Annotated in this window: 14 protein-coding genes; 10 read left to right on the top strand and 4 right to left on the bottom strand. The window is 72.2% G+C overall.

Annotated features, from left to right (window positions below):
* Positions 1-2: 2 nt before the first annotated feature.
* A complete protein-coding gene (locus GTY67_RS28510) occupies positions 3-1,037 on the top strand; it encodes a TIGR04222 domain-containing membrane protein (RefSeq protein ID WP_161280801.1) in 1,035 nt (344 codons plus the stop codon).
* A gap of 203 nt (positions 1,038-1,240) precedes the next feature.
* Positions 1,241-2,806 (top strand): alpha/beta hydrolase, encoded by a 1,566-nt coding sequence (locus GTY67_RS28505; RefSeq protein WP_161280799.1) that lies wholly within the window; start codon positions 1,241-1,243, stop codon positions 2,804-2,806.
* A 161-nt stretch (positions 2,807-2,967) separates the two neighbouring features.
* On the opposite strand, the gene hemQ is transcribed toward GTY67_RS28505, so the two are convergent.
* On the bottom strand, positions 2,968-3,696 hold the full coding sequence (hemQ, locus tag GTY67_RS28500) for a hydrogen peroxide-dependent heme synthase (RefSeq protein ID WP_093686132.1): 729 nt from the start codon (positions 3,694-3,696) through the stop codon (positions 2,968-2,970).
* A 4-nt stretch (positions 3,697-3,700) separates the two neighbouring features.
* The gene (hemG, locus tag GTY67_RS28495) at positions 3,701-5,188 is read right to left on the bottom strand and encodes a protoporphyrinogen oxidase (protein ID WP_161280797.1); all 1,488 of its coding nucleotides are present in this window, start codon (positions 5,186-5,188) and stop codon (positions 3,701-3,703) included.
* Between the two features lie 126 nt (positions 5,189-5,314).
* On the opposite strand from hemG, the gene GTY67_RS28490 reads away from it, so the two are divergent.
* Together GTY67_RS28490 and GTY67_RS28485 are read left to right on the top strand one after the other, a co-directional pair.
* The gene (locus GTY67_RS28490) at positions 5,315-6,328 is read left to right on the top strand and encodes a DUF4349 domain-containing protein (protein WP_161280795.1); all 1,014 of its coding nucleotides are present in this window, start codon (positions 5,315-5,317) and stop codon (positions 6,326-6,328) included.
* Positions 6,329-6,371: 43 nt separating this feature from the next.
* Positions 6,372-7,760, top strand: a complete 1,389-nt coding sequence (locus GTY67_RS28485) for an FAD-dependent oxidoreductase (protein ID WP_093686135.1) — start codon at positions 6,372-6,374, stop codon at positions 7,758-7,760.
* 49 nt (positions 7,761-7,809) lie between these two features.
* Here the strand turns inward: GTY67_RS28485 and hemE are convergent, their stop codons facing one another.
* A complete protein-coding gene (hemE, locus tag GTY67_RS28480) occupies positions 7,810-8,895 on the bottom strand; it encodes a uroporphyrinogen decarboxylase (RefSeq protein WP_161280793.1) in 1,086 nt (361 codons plus the stop codon).
* A gap of 92 nt (positions 8,896-8,987) precedes the next feature.
* Here hemE and GTY67_RS28475 point away from each other — a divergent pair, with 92 nt between their 5' ends.
* The 6 genes from GTY67_RS28475 to GTY67_RS28450 all read left to right on the top strand — a co-directional run bounded on the left by GTY67_RS28475 (position 8,988) and on the right by GTY67_RS28450 (position 16,559).
* Entirely contained in the window at positions 8,988-9,647 is a 660-nt protein-coding gene (locus tag GTY67_RS28475; RefSeq protein ID WP_093686137.1) for a DUF3000 domain-containing protein, read from the top strand.
* Positions 9,648-9,859: 212 nt separating this feature from the next.
* On the top strand, positions 9,860-10,522 hold the full coding sequence (locus tag GTY67_RS28470; RefSeq protein WP_003965521.1) for a response regulator transcription factor: 663 nt from the start codon (positions 9,860-9,862) through the stop codon (positions 10,520-10,522).
* 116 nt (positions 10,523-10,638) lie between these two features.
* Positions 10,639-11,916 (top strand): ribonuclease D, encoded by a 1,278-nt coding sequence (locus tag GTY67_RS28465; RefSeq protein ID WP_161280791.1) that lies wholly within the window; start codon positions 10,639-10,641, stop codon positions 11,914-11,916.
* 277 nt (positions 11,917-12,193) lie between these two features.
* Complete coding sequence (locus GTY67_RS28460) at positions 12,194-13,414, top strand: acetyl-CoA C-acyltransferase (RefSeq protein ID WP_161280789.1); 1,221 nt, start codon at positions 12,194-12,196, stop codon at positions 13,412-13,414.
* Complete coding sequence (locus GTY67_RS28455) at positions 13,411-15,540, top strand: 3-hydroxyacyl-CoA dehydrogenase NAD-binding domain-containing protein (protein ID WP_093686139.1); 2,130 nt, start codon at positions 13,411-13,413, stop codon at positions 15,538-15,540. The genes GTY67_RS28460 and GTY67_RS28455 overlap by 4 nt, the downstream gene beginning before the upstream one ends.
* 95 nt (positions 15,541-15,635) lie before the next feature.
* Entirely contained in the window at positions 15,636-16,559 is a 924-nt protein-coding gene (locus GTY67_RS28450) for an endonuclease/exonuclease/phosphatase family protein (protein WP_161280787.1), read from the top strand.
* 4 nt (positions 16,560-16,563) lie between these two features.
* Here GTY67_RS28450 and GTY67_RS28445 read toward each other — a convergent pair whose 3' ends face one another.
* A complete protein-coding gene (locus GTY67_RS28445) occupies positions 16,564-17,709 on the bottom strand; it encodes a hypothetical protein (protein WP_202462375.1) in 1,146 nt (381 codons plus the stop codon).
* Between the last annotated feature and the right edge of the window lie 34 nt (positions 17,710-17,743).

Here is a 17,743-nt window from a genome sequence, read left to right as displayed (position 1 = left end):
CCATGAACACGCTCGCCCAGCTGTGGACCCTCGCGGTCGTCCTCTCCACCGTGCTCCTCATCGCGAAGGTGATCGTCTCCCGGTCCCGCCGCCCGTCGGCCGGCCCCTCCCCCGCCGTCCACGACCTCTACGAGGCGGCGTTCCTGAACGGCGGTCCGGCCAGGGTCGCGGACACCGCGCTCACCGCGCTGCACTCCGACGGCCGGGTCCTCATCGGCGGCCCCGGCATCATCTCCGTACAGCGTCCGCAGGCGAACGACCCGGTCGAACGCGCCGTGCTCCAGGCGCTGTCGACCGCGCCGAGCGGGGCTCTGCACGCGGTGCGGGAGGCGGTGATGCACCACCCGGCGGTGCAGGAGATCGGTGACGGGCTCGCCCAGCGCGGGCTGCTCGTCCGGCCCGCCGACAGCCGTCCCGTACGGCGGTGGGGACTGGTCCAGGGGGTGGGCTGCTTCGCCGCGCTCCCGGTCTCGATCCTGCTCACGGTCCTTCAGTACATTTCGCACGACTCCCCGTTCGACATGCCGTTCCCGTTCGTCCTGAAGATGCTGCCCGGCATCCTGCTGGGCGGGATCAGCGGGCTCGTCGTGGCCGCGGCCGCCGCCAACCGGATCACCCGGGCGGGCCGCCGGGCCGCACACGCCTTCCGGGCCGCGAACGCCTACCTGCTGACCCCGCCGTACCTCGTCGCCAACCGGGGGCTGCGCGCGCTCCCCGACCCGGTGCTCCAGGCCCAGCTGATCGCGGCGGCCCGGCTGCACATGCGGGGCCGGCGGACGCGGTCCGGTTTCTCGGGGAGCCGGTCGGCGGGGTACGTGGGAGGTACGGCGGCGGCGTCGGGCTTCGCGGCGACCACGGTCTGGTGCGCCGACGCGGGCCCGGGGCACACGAGTTGCGGAGGCGGGGGCGGAGGTGGCTGCGGCGGCGGGTCCGGCTGCGGCGGTTCGGGCTCCAGCTGCGGTGGCGGGTCCAGCTGCGGGAGCTCAGGGTCCAGCTGCGGGAGTTCGGGCGGCTCCAGCTGCGGCAGCAGCTCCTGACCCACGAGCGGTGCTCCTGAACCACGAGCGGCGCTTCTGAACCACGAGCAGTGCTTCTGAACCACGAGCAGTGCTGCTGAATCACCAACAGTAAAAGAGACTGCGGCAACCGGGTCGTTCCGCGCAACACACCGGCCCGGTGCTGTACTTCACCCGCCCCGCCCCTCACCATCCCCTCTCCGCATCCGCAGAGAGGTCCCGGCGTGAGAGCAGTACCGCTGTACGCAACGATCGGCTCCCTGGTCCTGTCCGCCCTGGCCGCCGCCCCCGCCACCGCATCGGGCGGCCCCGGTCCGGCCTCCGCCGAGGAGCGCGGTACGGCGGTGGCGGCGGCCCGCGCGGCAGCCGCCGGGATCTCCTTCGGGGCGTGCCCGGAGGAGGAGCAGCTGCCGGACACCCTGGAGTGCGGCACCGTCAGCGTCCCCCTGGACTACGCGGAGCCCGACGGGCGGACCATCGAACTCACCGTCAGCCGCGCCCTGGCAACCGGCGAGGCGGCCGGTCGGCAGGGCTCCTTGGTCTACAACCCGGGCGGCCCCGGCGCCTCCAGCATCACCTTCCCGCTGATGGGCGAGATGTCCGAGTGGAAGGAGGTCGCCGAGGCGTACGACATGGTCGGCTACGCCCCGCGCGGCGTCGGCGCCTCCGCCCCGCTCTCCTGCCAGGACCCGGCCGCCTTCGCGCAGAGCCCCACCGACTCCCCCGCCCACCCCACGGCCGCGTACAAGGAGCAGCGGATCGCCCAGGCGCGGGCGTACGCGCGGGGGTGCGAGAAGCACGCGGGCGAGGCGCTGCGCCACTACACCTCGCTCAACAACGCGCGTGACCTGGAGGTGCTGCGGGCGGCGCTCGGGGACGAGCGGCTGACCTTCATGGGCGCCTCGTACGGCACGTATCTAGGTTCCTTGTACGCGACCCTCTTTCCCTCACGCGTACGCCGTATGGTCTTCGATTCGGCGGTCGATCCGGACCCCGAGCAGATCTGGTACCGCTCCAACCTCGACCAGTCGCTGGCCTTCGAGTCCCGCTGGGAGGACTTCCGGCGCTGGGTCGCCAAGCACGACGACGTCTACGGCCTCGGCACCACCCCCGAGTCCGTACAGCGTCATTACGACGACGTGCGCACCCGCCTCGCGACCGAGCCGGCGGGCGGGAATGTGGGGCCGGGGCAGTTCCACGCGGCGTTCCTCCAGGCCGGGTACTACGACGACTACTGGGCGATGCGGGCGACCGCCCTCTCCGAGTACGTGCGGGGGAACCCGGAGCCGCTGATCACCCAGATGTCGCCGCGCGCGATCACGGCGCAGGGCGACGAGAACGCCCGGGCCGTCTACACCGCGATCGAGTGCAACGACGCGCCGTGGCCCGAGGAGTGGGAGGTCTGGGACCGCGACCACACGGACCTCGCGGCCGTCGCGCCCTTCCAGACCTGGGACAACGCCTTCACCAACCTGCCGTGCGCCTTCTGGCCCGCGCCCCGGCAGCAGCCGCTTGACGTCTCGACCGAGTGGGGCGAGCTGCCGCCGGTGCTGATCCTGGCGGCGGAGCGCGATGCGGCGACCCCGTACAAGGGGGCACTGGAGCTCCAGCGGCGGCTGCGCGGCGCGGTGCTCGTGACCGAGCGGGACGCCGGGACGCACGGCATCGGCGGGGCCGGGAACACCTGCGTGGACGACCATCTGCGGCGCTATCTGCTGACGGGGGCGACACCGGACGGGGACGCGGAGTGCGCCCCGCACGCGGAGCCGAACCCCGTCTCGCTGGACTGAGCGGTCTCCAGGAACGCGGACGGGCCCTGCCGGAGTGCAGCGAATGCACTCCGGCAGGGCCCGAAGCCGAACCCGGTGTCGCTGGAACGGCGGGCGGCACGGTCGGTGCCTGGTGCCCGTCTTCTGATCTTCCGGGTTGGGGTGGTGCGGGAACTCGCTGGCTATGCGAGCCCGGCCACCAGGTCTGCGACGCTCTTCCTGCGGCCCGTGTAGAACGGGACCTCCTCGCGCACGTGGAGCCGTGCCTCGGAGGCGCGCAGGTGGCGCATCAGGTCGACGATGCGGTACAGCTCGTCCGCCTCGAAGGCGAGGATCCACTCGTAGTCGCCGAGCGAGAACGAGGCGACGGTGTTGGCGCGGACGTCCGGGTAGCCCCGGGCCATCTTGCCGTGGTCCGCGAGCATGCGGCGGCGGTCCTCGTCGGGCAGCAGGTACCAGTCGTAGGACCGTACGAAGGGGTAGACGCTGATGTAGTCGCGGGGCGTCTCGTCGGCGAGGAACGCCGGGACGTGCGACTTGTTGAACTCGGCGGGCCGGTGCAGGGCCATGTTCGACCAGACCGGTTCCAGAGCGCGGCCGAGCTTGGTGCGGCGGAAGAGGTTGTAGGCCTCCTGGAGCTCGTCCGAGGTCTCCGCGTGCCACCAGATCATCAGGTCGGCGTCGGCGCGCAGACCGGAGACGTCGTAGGTGCCGCGCACGGTGATGTCCTTGGCCGCGAGCTGGTCGAACAGCTCCTGGACCTCGTCCGCGTATCCCGCCCGGTCCAGCGGCAGTACGTCGCGCAGTTTGAAGACCGACCAGAGGGTGTAGCGGATGACCTCGTTGAGGTCCTTGGCCTTCTTTCCGGCGTTCGGACTCTTGCTGGATGTCACAGTCTCAGGAGCACTCATACGGCTATTGTCCCGCCTCGCTCCCGGTGCCCTGAACCAGGGTGGGCGTGGCGATGATCTCCCCCGCGATCTTCTCCCCGATCTCCGCCGCGATCTCGTCGGCGGCCCGCTGCGCGCTCGCGATGCAGGCGGGGATGCCGACCCCGTCGTAGACGGCGCCGCAGACCCGCAGCGCGGGCAGTTTCGCCGCCTCGTCGCGGATGCGGGCGACGCGGTTGTGGTGGCCGACCGGGTACTGCGGCAGTCCGCCGATCCAGCGGGTGACCTCGCTGTCGACCGGGCGGGCGGCGAGTCCGGTGGCCGCCTGGAGGTCGCGCAGGGATACGGCGACGAGTTCGCCGTCCTCGCGGTGCAGGTGGTCCTCCTCGCCGTACCGGCCGACGGAGGTGCGGAGCACGAAGAGGTCGGGGGCGGCGTCGGCCACCCACTGCCACTTGTTGCTGGAGAAGGTGGAGGCCTTGATGGTGCGGCCGTCGACCGGCGGTACGAGGAAGCCGGAGCGGCCGCGCAGGGCCTCGTACGCCTCGATGTCGGTACGGCGGAAGGCCAGGGTGACCAGGGCCATCGACGCGTACTCGACGCCGGCCAGCTCGGCGGAGGCGGCCGGGGACTCGGCGGCGAGCAGGGCGGAGGCGGACCAGGCCGGGGTGGCCAGGACGATGCCGTCGGCGGTGATCACCCCGGTGTCGGTGCGGACCGCCCAGCCCGCGTCCGTACGGGTCAGGCCGAGGACGGGGGTCTCGGTGAGGATCGCGCCGCCCGAGGCCCGTACGGCGTCGGCCACGGCGTCCGGCAGGGTGCCGATGCCGCCCTCGATGCCCTGGAAGACGGGCCCGGTCTGCTGCCGCGCCGCTGCTCGCTCCTGGATGCGGCGGACGGCCTCCAGCAGCGGGCCGCCCTCCTTCACCGCTTCGAAGAGCTGGGGTACGGCGGCGCGCATCGAGATCCGGTAGGCGTCGCCCGCGTAGACCCCGCCGAGGAGGGGCTCCACCAGCCGGTCGACGACCTCGCGGCCGAGCCGGTCGGCGACGTATGCGCCGACCGCCACGTCGTCGCCGACGGGCGTCGGGGTCAGGTCGCGCTCCTCGGCGATCCGGGCGAGGCCTTCGGGCGACAGCACCCCGTCGAGGGCCGCCGGATCGCCGGGGACGCCCATCACGTGCCCCTTGGGCATCGGGCGCAGCGCGTCGCGCGTCCAGAGGGAGGCGGTCGCGGTGGCGGGCGGCTGGAGTCGGCCGCCGAGGCCGACCGACTCGGCCAGGGAGACCGCCTCGGGGCGGCGGGCCAGCATCGACTCGGCGCCGAGGTCGACCCGGACGCCCGCGACCTCGCCGGTCATGAGCTTGCCGCCCAGCCGCTCCGTCGCCTCCAGGAGCGTGACCCGCAGGCCGGTGGCGACCAGGCGGTGGGCGGCGGCCAGTCCGGCGATGCCGCCGCCGATGACGACGACATGGCGCGCGGCCGGCTCCGCATCCTGCTGTGAACGCTGCATGGGTCCACTCTCTCAAACGCCTGCCGGGTCCCGGCCGTGACCACTTCGAAACCTGCGGTCGGAAACCGGTTCGGGAGGGCCCACGTCGAACCGGCAGTATCAACACGCGTCCTGGGGGGACCTGTTATGAACAGCGATATCGACGCCCGCTTCCTCGCCCGTCCACCGCGTGCGGCACACCACCGCCGCTCCCGCCTCCGTGCCGTTCTGACGGCGGGTGCGCTCGGCGCGGTGCTGCTCGTCGGCGGTTGCGGGGCCTCCGACAACACCGCGTCCGACGCGAGCGGGGCGAAGGACATCAAGGCGGGCGCGCAGAAGGGGCTCGTGGACGAGCAGTACGCCCCGGGCGACTCGGCGGCCTCCGCCGCTCCCGAGGTGGCGAAGAGCGGCGAGCGGCAGGACAAGGCGCCGAAGCCGGGGGCCGCGGGCAGCCATGTCATCCGGACCACCGAGCTCTCCGTCGAGGTGAAGAGCGCACCGAAGGCGGCCGCAGCCGCCCGGAGCGCGGTGGAGGCGAGCGGGGGCCTGGTGGCCACCGAGAACACCGAGCGGATCGACGACAGGCACGAGTCCTCGCACCTCGTGCTGCGCGTGCCGCAGGACAGCTACCAGGAGGTGCTGCGCAAGCTCACCGGCGCCGGGAAGCTGCTCTCCCGCTCCTCGAACGCGAAGGACGTCACCGACCAGGTCGTCGACGTGGAGAGCCGGATCGCCACCCAGCGCGCGAGCGTGACCCGCGTACGGGAGCTGATGGACAAGGCCGAGAAGCTCACCGATGTCGTCGCCCTGGAAGGCGAGCTGAGCAGCCGTCAGGCCGACCTGGAGTCGCTGCTGGCCCGGCAGTCGGGTCTGAAGGACCGCACCTCGCTGGCGACGATCACGCTGGACCTGAGCGAGCCGGACGCCCCGCGCAAGGGCGGGAAGGACGACGACCCCGGGTTCCTGGACGCGCTGGGCGGCGGCTGGGACGCCTTCGTGACGATGTTCCGGTGGATCGCGGTGGCGATCGGCGCGAGCGCCCCGTTCCTGGTGACGGCCGCGCTGCTGCTGGTGCTGTGGCGGGTGCTGCGCGCCCGGCGGACGGCCCGTACGGCCCCGCCGGCACCGAAGCCGGAGCCGGAGACCGCACCCGCTCCCTGAGCGCCGTAGCGTGGGCTCCCTGACACGGCGGAAGGGACCCCAAATGGCAGCGGAGCGACTCGTGGTCATCGGCGGCGACGCGGCGGGCATGTCCGCCGCGTCGCAGGCCCGCAGGCTGAGGAAGCCGGACGAGCTGGAGATCATCGCCTTCGAGCGCGGCGAGTTCACCTCGTACTCCGCCTGCGGCATCCCGTACTGGGTGAGCGGGGACGTCGGGGGTCCGGACGACCTGATCGCCCGGACCCCCGAGGAGCACCGCGAGCGGGACATCGATCTGCGGATGCGCACCGAGGCCACCGAGATCGACGTGGCGGGGCAGCGGGTGCGGGCGCTGGACCGGGAGAGCGGGGACTCCTACTGGACGGGCTTCGACAAGCTGGTGATCGCCACCGGGGCCCGTCCCGTCCGCCCCGAGCTGCCGGGCATCGACGCGCCGGGCGTGCACGGGGTGCAGACCCTGGGCGACGGGCAGGCGCTGCTGGACTCGCTGGACGCCGTGGGCTCCGGGAAGAGGCGGCGGGCGGTCGTGGTCGGCGCCGGGTACATCGGCGTCGAGATGGCCGAGGCGATGCTGAAGCGCGGCTTCGAGGTGACCGTCCTCAACCGGGGCGAGCAGCCGATGGCGACCCTCGACCCGGACATGGGCGAGCTGGTCCACGAGGCGATGGACGGCCTGGGCATCACCACGGTCAACGGCGCCTCGGTCACGAAGATCCTCACCGGTCCCGACGGCCGGGCCAGCGAGGTGGTGACCGAGGAGCGGAGCTATCCGGCGGATGTGGTGGTCCTCGGGATCGGCGTGGAGCCGGAGGCGGAGCTGGCCCGGGAGGCGGGCCTCACGGTCGGGTCGCACGGCGGTCTCCTCACCGACCTGGCGATGCGGGCGGTGGGCCACGAGAACATCTGGGCGGGCGGCGACTGCGTGGAGGTCCTGGACCTGGTGGCGGGCCGCACGCGCCACATCGCGCTGGGCACCCACGCCAACAAGCACGGCCAGGTCATCGGGTCGAACGTCGGCGGCGGCTACGGCACGTTCCCGGGTGTGGTCGGTACGGCGGTGAGCAAGGTCTGCGACCTGGAGATCGCCCGGACCGGGCTGCGGGAGAAGGACGCCCGGGCGGTCGGGCTGCGGTATGTCACGGCGACCATCGAGTCGACGCAGCGGGCGGGGTACTACCCGGGGGCGAAGCCGATGACGGTGAAGATGATCGCGGAGCTGCGTACGGGGCGGCTGCTCGGGGTGCAGATCGTGGGCCGTGAGGGGTCGGCGAAGCGCGTGGACGTGGCGGCGGTGGCGCTGACGGCCGGGATGACCGTGGAGCAGATGACGGCGCTGGACCTGGGCTACGCGCCGCCGTTCTCGCCGGTGTGGGACCCGGTGCTGGTGGCGGCCCGCAAGACGGTGGCGGCGGTGCGGGGCGCGGGGAGCTGACGGGGCGCGGGATGGCGATGGAGCCTCCCGCGCCCCGGAAGCCCCGAAGTCAGCGCGCGGTCTGCTCGTGCACGTACTGGACGAGCCGGGTCAGCGCGTCCGGGTCCATCGACGGCATCACGCCGTGGCCCAGGTTGAAGATGTGGCCCTCCAGACCGGCGGCCTGGTCCAGCACCTCACGGGTCTTCTCCTCGACGGCCGGGGTGGGGGCGAAGAGCACGGCCGGGTCCAGGTTGCCCTGGAGCGCCTTGCCGGGGCCGACGCGGCGGGCGGCCTCGTCCAGCGGGACGCGCCAGTCGACGCCGACGACGTCCGCCCCGGCCTCGCCCATCAGCCCGAGCAGCTCGCCGGTGCCGACGCCGAAGTGGATGCGGGGGACGCCGTACGGGGCGACGGCGTCGAAGACCTTCGCGGAGGCGGGGAGCACGGCGCGGCGGTAGTCGGCGGGGGCGAGCGCGCCGACCCAGGAGTCGAAGAGCTGCACGGCGGAGGCCCCGGCCTCGATCTGGACCTTGAGGAAGGCGCCGGTGATCTCCGCGAGCCGGTCCACGAGGTCGGCCCAGAGCTGCGGGTCGCCGTACATCATGGCCTTGGTGCGCTCGTGGTTGCGCGAGGGGCCGCCCTCGACGAGGTAGCTGGCCAGCGTGAAGGGGGCCCCGGCGAAGCCGATGAGCGGGGTGGCGCCCAGCTCGGCGGTGAGCATCCCGATGGCCTCGGTGACGTACGGGACGTCCTCGGGGGTCAGGTCGCGCAGCCGGGCCAGGTCGGCTCGAGTGCGGATCGGCTCGGCGATGACGGGGCCGACGCCGGGCTTGATGTCGAGGTCGATGCCGATGGCCTTCAGGGGCACGACGATGTCGCTGAAGTAGATCGCGGCGTCGACCTTGTGGCGGCGTACGGGCTGGAGCGTGATCTCGGTGACCAGCTCCGGCATCATGCAGGAGTCCAGCATCGCGATGCCCTCGCGGACCTTCAGGTACTCGGGCAGCGAGCGCCCCGCCTGCCGCATGAACCAGACCGGCGTGTGCGGCCCGGGTTCGCGCCGGCAGGCCTTGAGGAACGCCGAGTCACGGAGGGCGTCGTTGCTGGCGGCGGTCGTCGTCTGCTGGCCCGAGGGGCTGGTGTTGGCACTCACGCACCAAATCTTCGCACGCATGGCGAAGGAGCCCGGCGCCGCACGGGTGTCTCTCCCTGCGCGAGGCCCGCGTTCCGCCTACTCTTCCCGGCATGGCTCCGGCTCAGGGACAATTTTCCGATCATTCCGATGGCGCTGACAGCAAGGACAGTGCGGAGGGTCCTCCCGTCCCGCCCGCGTTCCGGTCGGCGGTCGACGCGCTGCGCTCAGCCCGGCTCCGCCCGGAGCTGGAGGTGGAGACCACACGGCCCCCGCAGCGCCTGGCACCCCACGCGTACGCCCTGGAGGCGGCGGTGGTCGACGGCGAGGACGATCTCGCGGACGGCCGGCTCGTCCTGCTGCACGATCCGGCGGGGCACGACGCCTGGCAGGGCGCCTTCCGTCTGGTGACGCTGGTGCGGGCGGAGCTGGAGCCGGAGATGGCCGCCGATCCGCTGCTGCCGGAGGTGTGCTGGTCCTGGCTGACCGGGGCGCTGGACGCGCGCGGATTGTCGTACGGGGAAGCCGGAGGGACGGTGACACGCGCCGGATCGCACTACTTCGGTGCGCTGGGCGCGCGCCGTCCGGCGACGCAGATCGAGATCCGGGCCTCGTGGACGCCGCGCGAGGGGCGCGGCGGGGTGCCGGACGCGGCGTCGCACCTGATGGCCTGGGGTGATCTGCTCTGCCAGATCGCGGGGCTGCCGCCGTCGGACCCGACGGACGCGGCGGTGGTGACGCTGCCGCAGCGGCGCGGGCCGCAGGTTTCGTAACACCCCGTCACCCATTTCGCACACTTGCCGACTCTCTTTTCGTACAATCGATCGCGCGTCCTATTTGCCCGAATTGTTACTCACCAAATCGTGATCTTCCTCTAAAGGAGGACGGGTCTGCTGCCGAAGAGGTCAATGACCCTTCAAGCACGGTTCGCCCCGGCTTCATCCCCCGAGCCGGCCCCGTCCCGCCACTCCCCCCAGGAGGCCTGGTGTCCGTTCTCCTTGAGCAGCCCGCAAGCCTGGTCGCCTACCGCCCGAACAAGCCGACGGCCATGGTCGTCGTGGCCGACCCGCGCGTCCGTTCCACCGTCACCCGCCATCTGTGGGCCCTCGGAGTACGTGACGTCATCGAGGCATCGTCCATCGCGGAGGCACGTCCCCGCGTCGGCAACCCGCGCGACATCTGCATTGCCGACGTCCACCTGCCCGACGGTTCCGGGCTGACCCTGCTGTCCGAGACCCGCGCCGCAGGCTGGCCGAACGGTCTCGCCCTCTCCGCCGCCGACGACATCGGCGCCGTTCGCAACGCCCTCGCGGGCGGTGTGAAGGGTTACGTCGTCACCGGCACCCGAACCAACATCGGCCACCCCACCCGCCCCGGCGTCGCCCCCATCGGCGCCAATGCCGCACGTATGCACCGCCGGCCCCCCGGGTCCCCGAGCCACCCGGGCGGCTACCGCGAACTGTCCGGACGTGAGGTGGAGGTGCTCCGCCTGGTCGCCGAAGGCCAGTCCAACAAGGCCATCGGCGTCTCGATGGGCCTCTCCGCCCTGACCGTCAAGTCCCACCTCGCCCGCATCGCCCGCAAGCTCGGCACCGGGGACCGCGCCGGCATGGTCGCCGTCGCCCTGCGGACGGGCATCATCCACTGACCCCCACCCCCGCCGGGACGTGCACCGATGCGTCTCCGGCTGGATTACGCGCATGGCCACCCGTCGACGGAACGTTCCGTCGACGGGTGGCGCGTATACACAGATACCCTTGACGCGTGACCGACGCCCAAGAGACCGCAGCAGACAGTTCACTGCGAACCACCGGGGGCGCCCCCCCCCCGGACGACGTCGCCCCGGCGCCGATCCCCTTGCTCGAACCTCGCGAGGGCATTCCCCCGGTGGTGGCCTCCGACGACGCCCTCGCCCGGGTGATCGCGGACTTCGCCCGCGGCACCGGACCGGTGGCCGTCGACGCCGAGCGCGCCTCCGGCTACCGCTACGGCCAGCGCGCCTACCTCGTGCAGCTGCGCCGCGACGGCGCGGGCAGCGCCCTGGTCGACCCCGTCGGCTGCCCCGACCTCTCCGGCCTCTCCACCGCCCTGACCGGCTCCGAGTGGATCCTGCACGCCGCCACCCAGGACCTGCCCTGCCTGCGGGACATAGGCATGGCTCCCACCTCGCTCTTCGACACCGAGCTGGCCGGACGGCTCGCGGGCTTCCCGCGCGTCGGCCTCGGCGCCATGGTCGAGAACGTCCTCGGTTACGCCCTGGAGAAGGGCCACTCCGCCGTCGACTGGTCCACCCGCCCGCTGCCCGAGCCCTGGCTGCGGTACGCCGCCCTCGACGTGGAGCTCCTGATCGACCTGCGCGACGCGCTGGAGGACGAGCTGGAGCGGCAGGGCAAGCTGGAGTGGGCGCGGGAGGAGTTCGACGCCATCGCCTCGGCGCCGCCCGCCCCGCCGCGCAAGGACCCCTGGCGCCGCACCTCGGGCATGCACAAGGTCCGCCGCCGCCGTCAGATGGCGGTCGTCCGCGAGCTGTGGAACACCCGGGACCAGGTGGCCCAGCGCCGGGACATCTCCCCCGGCAAGGTGCTCGGCGACGCCGCGATCGTGGAGGCCGCCCTCGCGGTGCCCGCGAACGTCCAGGCGCTCACCGCACTGCCGGGATTCGGCCACCGCATGGGCCGCCGTCAGCTGGAGCAGTGGCAGGCGGCCGTGGAGCGGGCGAAGGCGCTGCCGGAGTCGGAGCTGCCGCAGCCCGGCCAGCAGCCGGCCGGACCGCCGCCCCCGCGCTCCTGGGCCGACAAGGACCCGGCGGCCGCCGCCCGGCTCTCGGCGGCCCGTGCGGCCGTCTCCGAGCTGGCCGAGCGGCTCCACATGCCCCAGGAGAACCTGATCACCCCGGACACCGTGCGCCGGGTCTGCTGGGAGCCGCCGAAGATCGTGACGCCGAGCGCCGTCGAGGACACGCTCGCCGGTTACGGGGCCCGGCACTGGCAGATCGAACAGGTCAGCCCGCTCCTGGTCCGGGCGCTCGCCGCCACCGCCTGACCCGCTCGCACGGACGGCACCCCCGGTCACCGGCCGGGGGTTTTCCGCTCTCCGAGCCCTGTTCAGACGCCGAACCGATGGTCGAAATCACGCCAGGTTCTCCGGTCCCTCCGCCGTCTCACCGGCGCCCGGGCGGGCACCCGGACGGTGTGACCTTCGACGCTCCGGCCATGAGGGGTGGGCAGTCTGGTTACCCGCAAGTAGCATGAGGGCAGGCGGTGCGCCCCACGGGCGTGCCCCGCAGCAGTGCCATCCCGCACCCTGGAGGAGAGCCATCGTGCCTCGTACCATCCGGGACGTCGTCTTCGTCGACGGCGTCCGCACCCCGTTCGGCAAAGCGGGCCCGAAGGGCATCTACCACGAGACCCGCGCCGACGATCTCGTCGTGAAGGCCATCCGGGAGCTGCTGCGCCGCAACCCGGACCTGGACCCGAAGAAGATCGACGAGGTCGCCATCGCCGCGACCACCCAGATCGGCGACCAGGGCCTCACCCTCGGCCGTACCGCCGGAATCCTGGCCGGTCTGCCGCAGTCCGTCCCCGGCTACTCGATCGACCGCATGTGCGCGGGCGCCCTGACCGCCGTCACCTCGACGGCCGGTTCCATCGCCTTCGGCGCGTACGACGTCGTCGTGGCCGGTGGCGTGGAGCACATGGGCCGCCACCCGATGGGCGAGGGCGTCGACCCCAACCCGCGGTTCGTGTCGGAGAAGCTGGTCGACGAGTCCGCCCTGTTCATGGGCATGACCGCGGAGAACCTGCACGACCGCTACCCCACGATCACCAAGCAGCGCGCCGACGAGTACGCGGTGCGTTCGCAGGAGAAGGCCGCCAAGGCGTACGCCAACGGCAAGATCCAGCAGGACCTGGTGCCGGTCTCCGTGCGCCGCACCAACGCCGAGGCCGGTGAGACGGGCTGGGGCCTGGTCACCGCCGACGAGCCGATGCGCCCGGGCACCACGCTGGAGTCCCTCGCCAACCTGAAGACCCCCTTCCGCGCCCACGGCCGCGTGACGGCCGGCAACGCCGCGGGTCTCAACGACGGCGCCACCGCCTCGCTGCTCGCCGCCGAGGACGTCGCCCGCGAGCTGGGCCTCCCGGTCAAGATGCGCCTGGTCTCCTACGCCTTCGCGGGCGTGGAGCCGGAGGTCATGGGCTACGGCCCGATCCCGGCGACGGAGAAGGCACTGGCCCAGGCCGGTCTCACCATCGACGACATCGGTCTCTTCGAGATCAACGAGGCGTTCGCCGTGCAGGTGCTCGCCTTCCTGGAGCACTACGGCATCGCCGACGACGACGCCCGCGTCAACCAGTACGGCGGCGCCATCGCGTACGGCCACCCGCTCGCCTCCTCCGGTGTCCGGCTCATGACGCAGCTGGCCCGGCAGTTCGAGGAGCAGCCCAAGGTCCGCTACGGCCTGACGACGATGTGCGTCGGCTTCGGCATGGGCGCCACGGTCATCTGGGAGAACCCGAATTTCGACGGAGGCAACAAGTGAGCTCCACCACTGAGCTTCTGAAGGGTGCGGCCGAGCTGTTCCCCGGCGAGGTCGTCACGCAGGCGCACGTACGCCACCTGGACCTGCCGTCCGGTGCCGGGCGGTTCGCGCTCATCACGCTGGACAACGGCCTGGACCACACCAAGCCGACCACCTTCGGACCGCAGTCGCTGGCGAACCTGAACGCCGCGATCGACCAGGTCGAGAAGGAGGCCGCCGACGGCACCATCACCGGCGTCGGCATCACCGGCAAGCCGTTCATCTTCGCCGTCGGCGCCGACCTCAAGGGCGTGGAGCTGCTCGGCCGCCACGAGGACGCGCTGGCGATCGGCAAGGGCGGCCACGACGTCTTCCGCCGCCTCTCCGGCCTCGCGGTCCCGACGTTCGCGTACTACAACGGCGCGGCGATGGGCGGCGGTGTCGAGGTCGGTCTGCACTGCACCTACCGCACCGTCTCCACCGCCATCCCGGCGTTCTCGCTGCCCGAGGTCTTCCTCGGCCTGGTCCCCGGCTGGGGCGGCTGCGCGCTGCTCCCGAACCTGATCGGCGCCGACCGCGCGGTCTCGGTGATCATCGAGAACTCGCTCAACCAGAACCGCCAGCTCAAGGGCAAGCAGGTCTTCGAGCTCGGGATCGCCGACGCGATCTTCGAGGGCGCGGACTTCCTTGAGCAGTCGCTGATCTGGACCGCGGCCGTCCTCAAGGGCGAACTGGCCGTGGAGCGCCCCGAGATCGACCGCGGCGAGGGCTGGGACGCGGCTGTCGCCCGCGGCCGGGCCATCGCGGACTCCAAGGTGCACGGTGCGGCCCCGGCCGCGTACCGCGCGCTGGACATCATCGCGGCGGCGAAGGACGGCGACCTGTCCGCCGGCTTCGACGCCGAGGACCAGGCCCTCGCGGACCTGATCATGGGCGGCGAGCTGCGCAGCGGCATCTACGCCTTCAACCTGGTCCAGAAGCGCGCCAAGCGCCCGGCCGGTGCCCCCGACAAGAACCTGGCCCGCCCGGTCACCAAGGTCGGCGTTGTCGGCGCCGGTCTGATGGCCTCGCAGCTGGCGCTGCTGTTCCTGCGCCGCCTGGAGGTCCCGGTCGTCCTCACGGACATCGACCAGGAGCGCGTCGACAAGGGTGTGGGCTACGTCCACGCCGAGATCGAGAAGCTCCTCGGCAAGGGCCGCATCAACCAGGACAAGGCCAACCGCCTCAAGGCCCTGGTCTCCGGTGTGCTGGACAAGGCGGAGGGCTTCTCCGACGCCGACTTCATCATCGAGGCCGTCTTCGAGGAGATCGGCGTCAAGCAGCAGGTGTTCGCGGAGGTCGAGGCGGTCGCCCCGGCGCACGCGATCCTCGCCACCAACACCTCCTCGCTCTCGGTGACCGAGATGGCGTCGAAGCTGAAGAACCCCGAGCGGGTCGTCGGCTTCCACTTCTTCAACCCGGTCGCGATCCTCCCGCTGCTGGAGATCGTGCGCGGCGAGCAGACGGACGACGCCTCGCTGGCGACGGCCTTCGGTGTGGCCCGCAAGCTGAAGAAGACCGCGGTCCTGGTGAAGGACGCCCCGGCGTTCGTCGTCAACCGCATCCTCACCCGCTTCATGGGCGAGATCCAGAACGTCATCGACGAGGGCACCCCGGTCGAGGTCGCGGAGAAGGCCGTGGAGCCGCTCGGCCTGCCGATGTCCCCGCTGGTCCTTCTGGAGCTGGTCGGCCCGGCCATCGGCCTGCACGTCTCCGAGACCCTGAACCGCGCCTTCCCGGAGCGCTTCACCGTCTCCGAGAACCTCGCGGCGGTCGTGAAGGCCGGCAAGCGCGGCTTCTACGTCTACGACTCCGGCGCCCCGGTCCTCGACCCCGAGGTCGCCGCCCTCCTCAAGCAGGGCGACACGGTCCTCACCGAGGAGCAGACCCGCGACCGCGTCCTGGACGCGGTGGCGCAGGAGATCGGCCTGATGCTGGACGAGGGCGTCGTCGCCGAGGCCCAGGACATCGACCTGTGCCTGATCACCGGCGCGGGCTGGCCCTTCCACCTGGGCGGCATCACGCCGTACCTGGACCGCGAAGGCGTCTCCCAGCGGGTGAACGGGAAGCCGTTCCTGGCGCGGGGCGTGGCGAGCGTGCCCGCCTAGTCACGGGGTAGGAGTGGTCCCGGAGCGGGCCGCACGGCCGAGAGGCTGTGCGGCCCGCTCCGTCATGCGGGGAAATGGCGAGGAGAGGCCGGACGATGCCGGAACGACGGACGGCCGCACCACGCCGCCACAGGGTTGTGCTGCTGTGGGCGGCGGGGGCCGGAATTCTGGCGGCGCTGGCGGGAGTGGTCTTCGGACTGCGGCTGTCCGGCGGTACGCAGGACGACGCCCCTGACGCCCCGGGCCGCACCGACGCGCAGGGCACCCTGTCCGTCGCGACGTGGAACGTCTGCGGCGTACGCCAGTGGAACTGCGAGGACACCGGGTCGGCCGCGGAGAAGCGGGCCCGGATCGAAGCCCTGGCCCACCGGTCCGGGGCGCGCGTCATCCTGCTCCAGGAGATGTGCTCCGAGGACCTCACCGCCGTACGGGAGTCGCTGGGCGGCAGCTGGCAGAGCCTGTTCCGCCCGTACACGGCGGTCCGGGAAGGGCGCCGCTCCACCGTCCGCTGCACGGGGGACGGGCGGGGCACGGCGGGGTACGGGATGCTGTCCGCCCTGCCGTTGACCCGGGTCGCCGACGTTCCGCTGCCCCAGCCGGCCGCCGGTCTGCGCCGGGGCATCCTCTGCGCGACGGCGGGGGCGGAGGACGTACGGCTCTGCACGACCCACCTCAACCCGCAGCAGGGCGGGGCCGCTCCGGGGTCGGCCCAGCTGCGCGAGGGTCAGCTGCGGGCGCTGGTCCGTGCGGCCTCCGGGCCGCGCACCGTCTTCGGCGGCGACCTGAACACCGGGCCGCCCACGGAGGCCGGAACGGATGCGTGGGCCCGGACCGACGGCCCGTACAGCACCTACCGGGAGTGCGACCAGTCCGCCTCGGCCGGTGCGCCGCGGGTGACCCACCGGAGCGGCTACAAGATCGACTACCTCTTCACCGGCCTGCCCCGTCAGGGGTGTTCGGTGCTCCGCTCCCCCGCATCGGACCACTGGGCCCTGCTGATGCGGGTGGCCACCGGCTGACCGGTCAGGGGCGGGGCCCGGCGGGCGCCGCGTAGGCGTTCTCCACCAGGAAGGCGAGGTCGGTGGCCGGGGAGGCGAACCCGGAGGCGTCCACCGCGAAGACGCGCACCAGATGCTCGCCGGGCGACCAGGACCGGCCGGCCGCCTCCCAGGACCAGCTTCCGTCGGGCGCCACGTCGGGGGAGGCGAGGAACTTGCCGTGCTCCCAGATGCTGACCCGCACCGCCCCCGGGGCGAATCCGGTGAACCGCACCGCCGGCCCCTGGACCCGCTCTCCGGGGACCGGCCCGTGGATGACGGGTGCGGGGAAGGAGACGCGGACCTGCGAGGTGGCCTTGAGGTAGCCGTCGATGGCCGAGCGGTCGGTGTCCGGGCGCTCCCGCCCGTTGACGACCTGGCCCAGGCGCGGGGCCATGCCGTCGATGAGGAAGTTCACCAGCCCCATGAGCATCGGCACATTGCGCCGGGTGACGTCGGTGTGGCTGGTGATGAACGGGGAGTCGCTGAAGATGAAGTTGAAGTTCTCGTAGCCGTGGAAGAGGTGGAGGAACGGCTCCACCTGGACGGGGTACTGCTCGTCCTGCGCGGAGGAGAGCAGGTAGATGTTGGCCCCGCGGTTCGCCCCGGACATCACGAGGTCCGGGATGGCCCGGTCGAGGACGCGGATGTTCGCCTCCGTGACCTGCCCCATCATGAACTCGCCGATGGCGGGGTGCTTGTGGAGGTAGGTCCCGATCAGGAACTGCGGGACGAGCGAGACGATGTTGCGGAAGCCGTATCTGAGCCCGAAGTACAGAGCCGCGCTGCCGCCCTTGGAGCCGCCCCACAGGGTGCACTGCTCCGGGGTGAGCCCCAGGGAGTTCATCACGTTGGCGATCAGCGTGACGACGGACCTCTCCAGGGAGAAGTCCATCCCCTTGCACAGGTAGTAGCTGTTCTGCCCGTCGAACCGGTCGCGGATCCACAGGACGTTGCAGCGCAGCTTGTCGAAGACGCCGTTGGACCAGCCGTAGTCGTCGGGCGCGGCGATGTTGGCGAAGACGACCAGCAGGTGCTGGTTGCCCTTCTTCGCGTGGCTGAAGCGGTACTGCACGGGGTACGCGTCGGAGGTGTCGATGCCGGTGTGCAGGCCGGACGGTGCTGCGGACATGGGTGGCGGGCTCCGATCGGGTAGGGGCTCGCAT

It is taken from the genome of Streptomyces sp. SID8374 (assembly GCF_009865135.1).
Lineage (GTDB): Bacteria > Actinomycetota > Actinomycetes > Streptomycetales > Streptomycetaceae > Streptomyces.
This window is presented reverse-complemented; position numbering and strand designations above follow the sequence as displayed.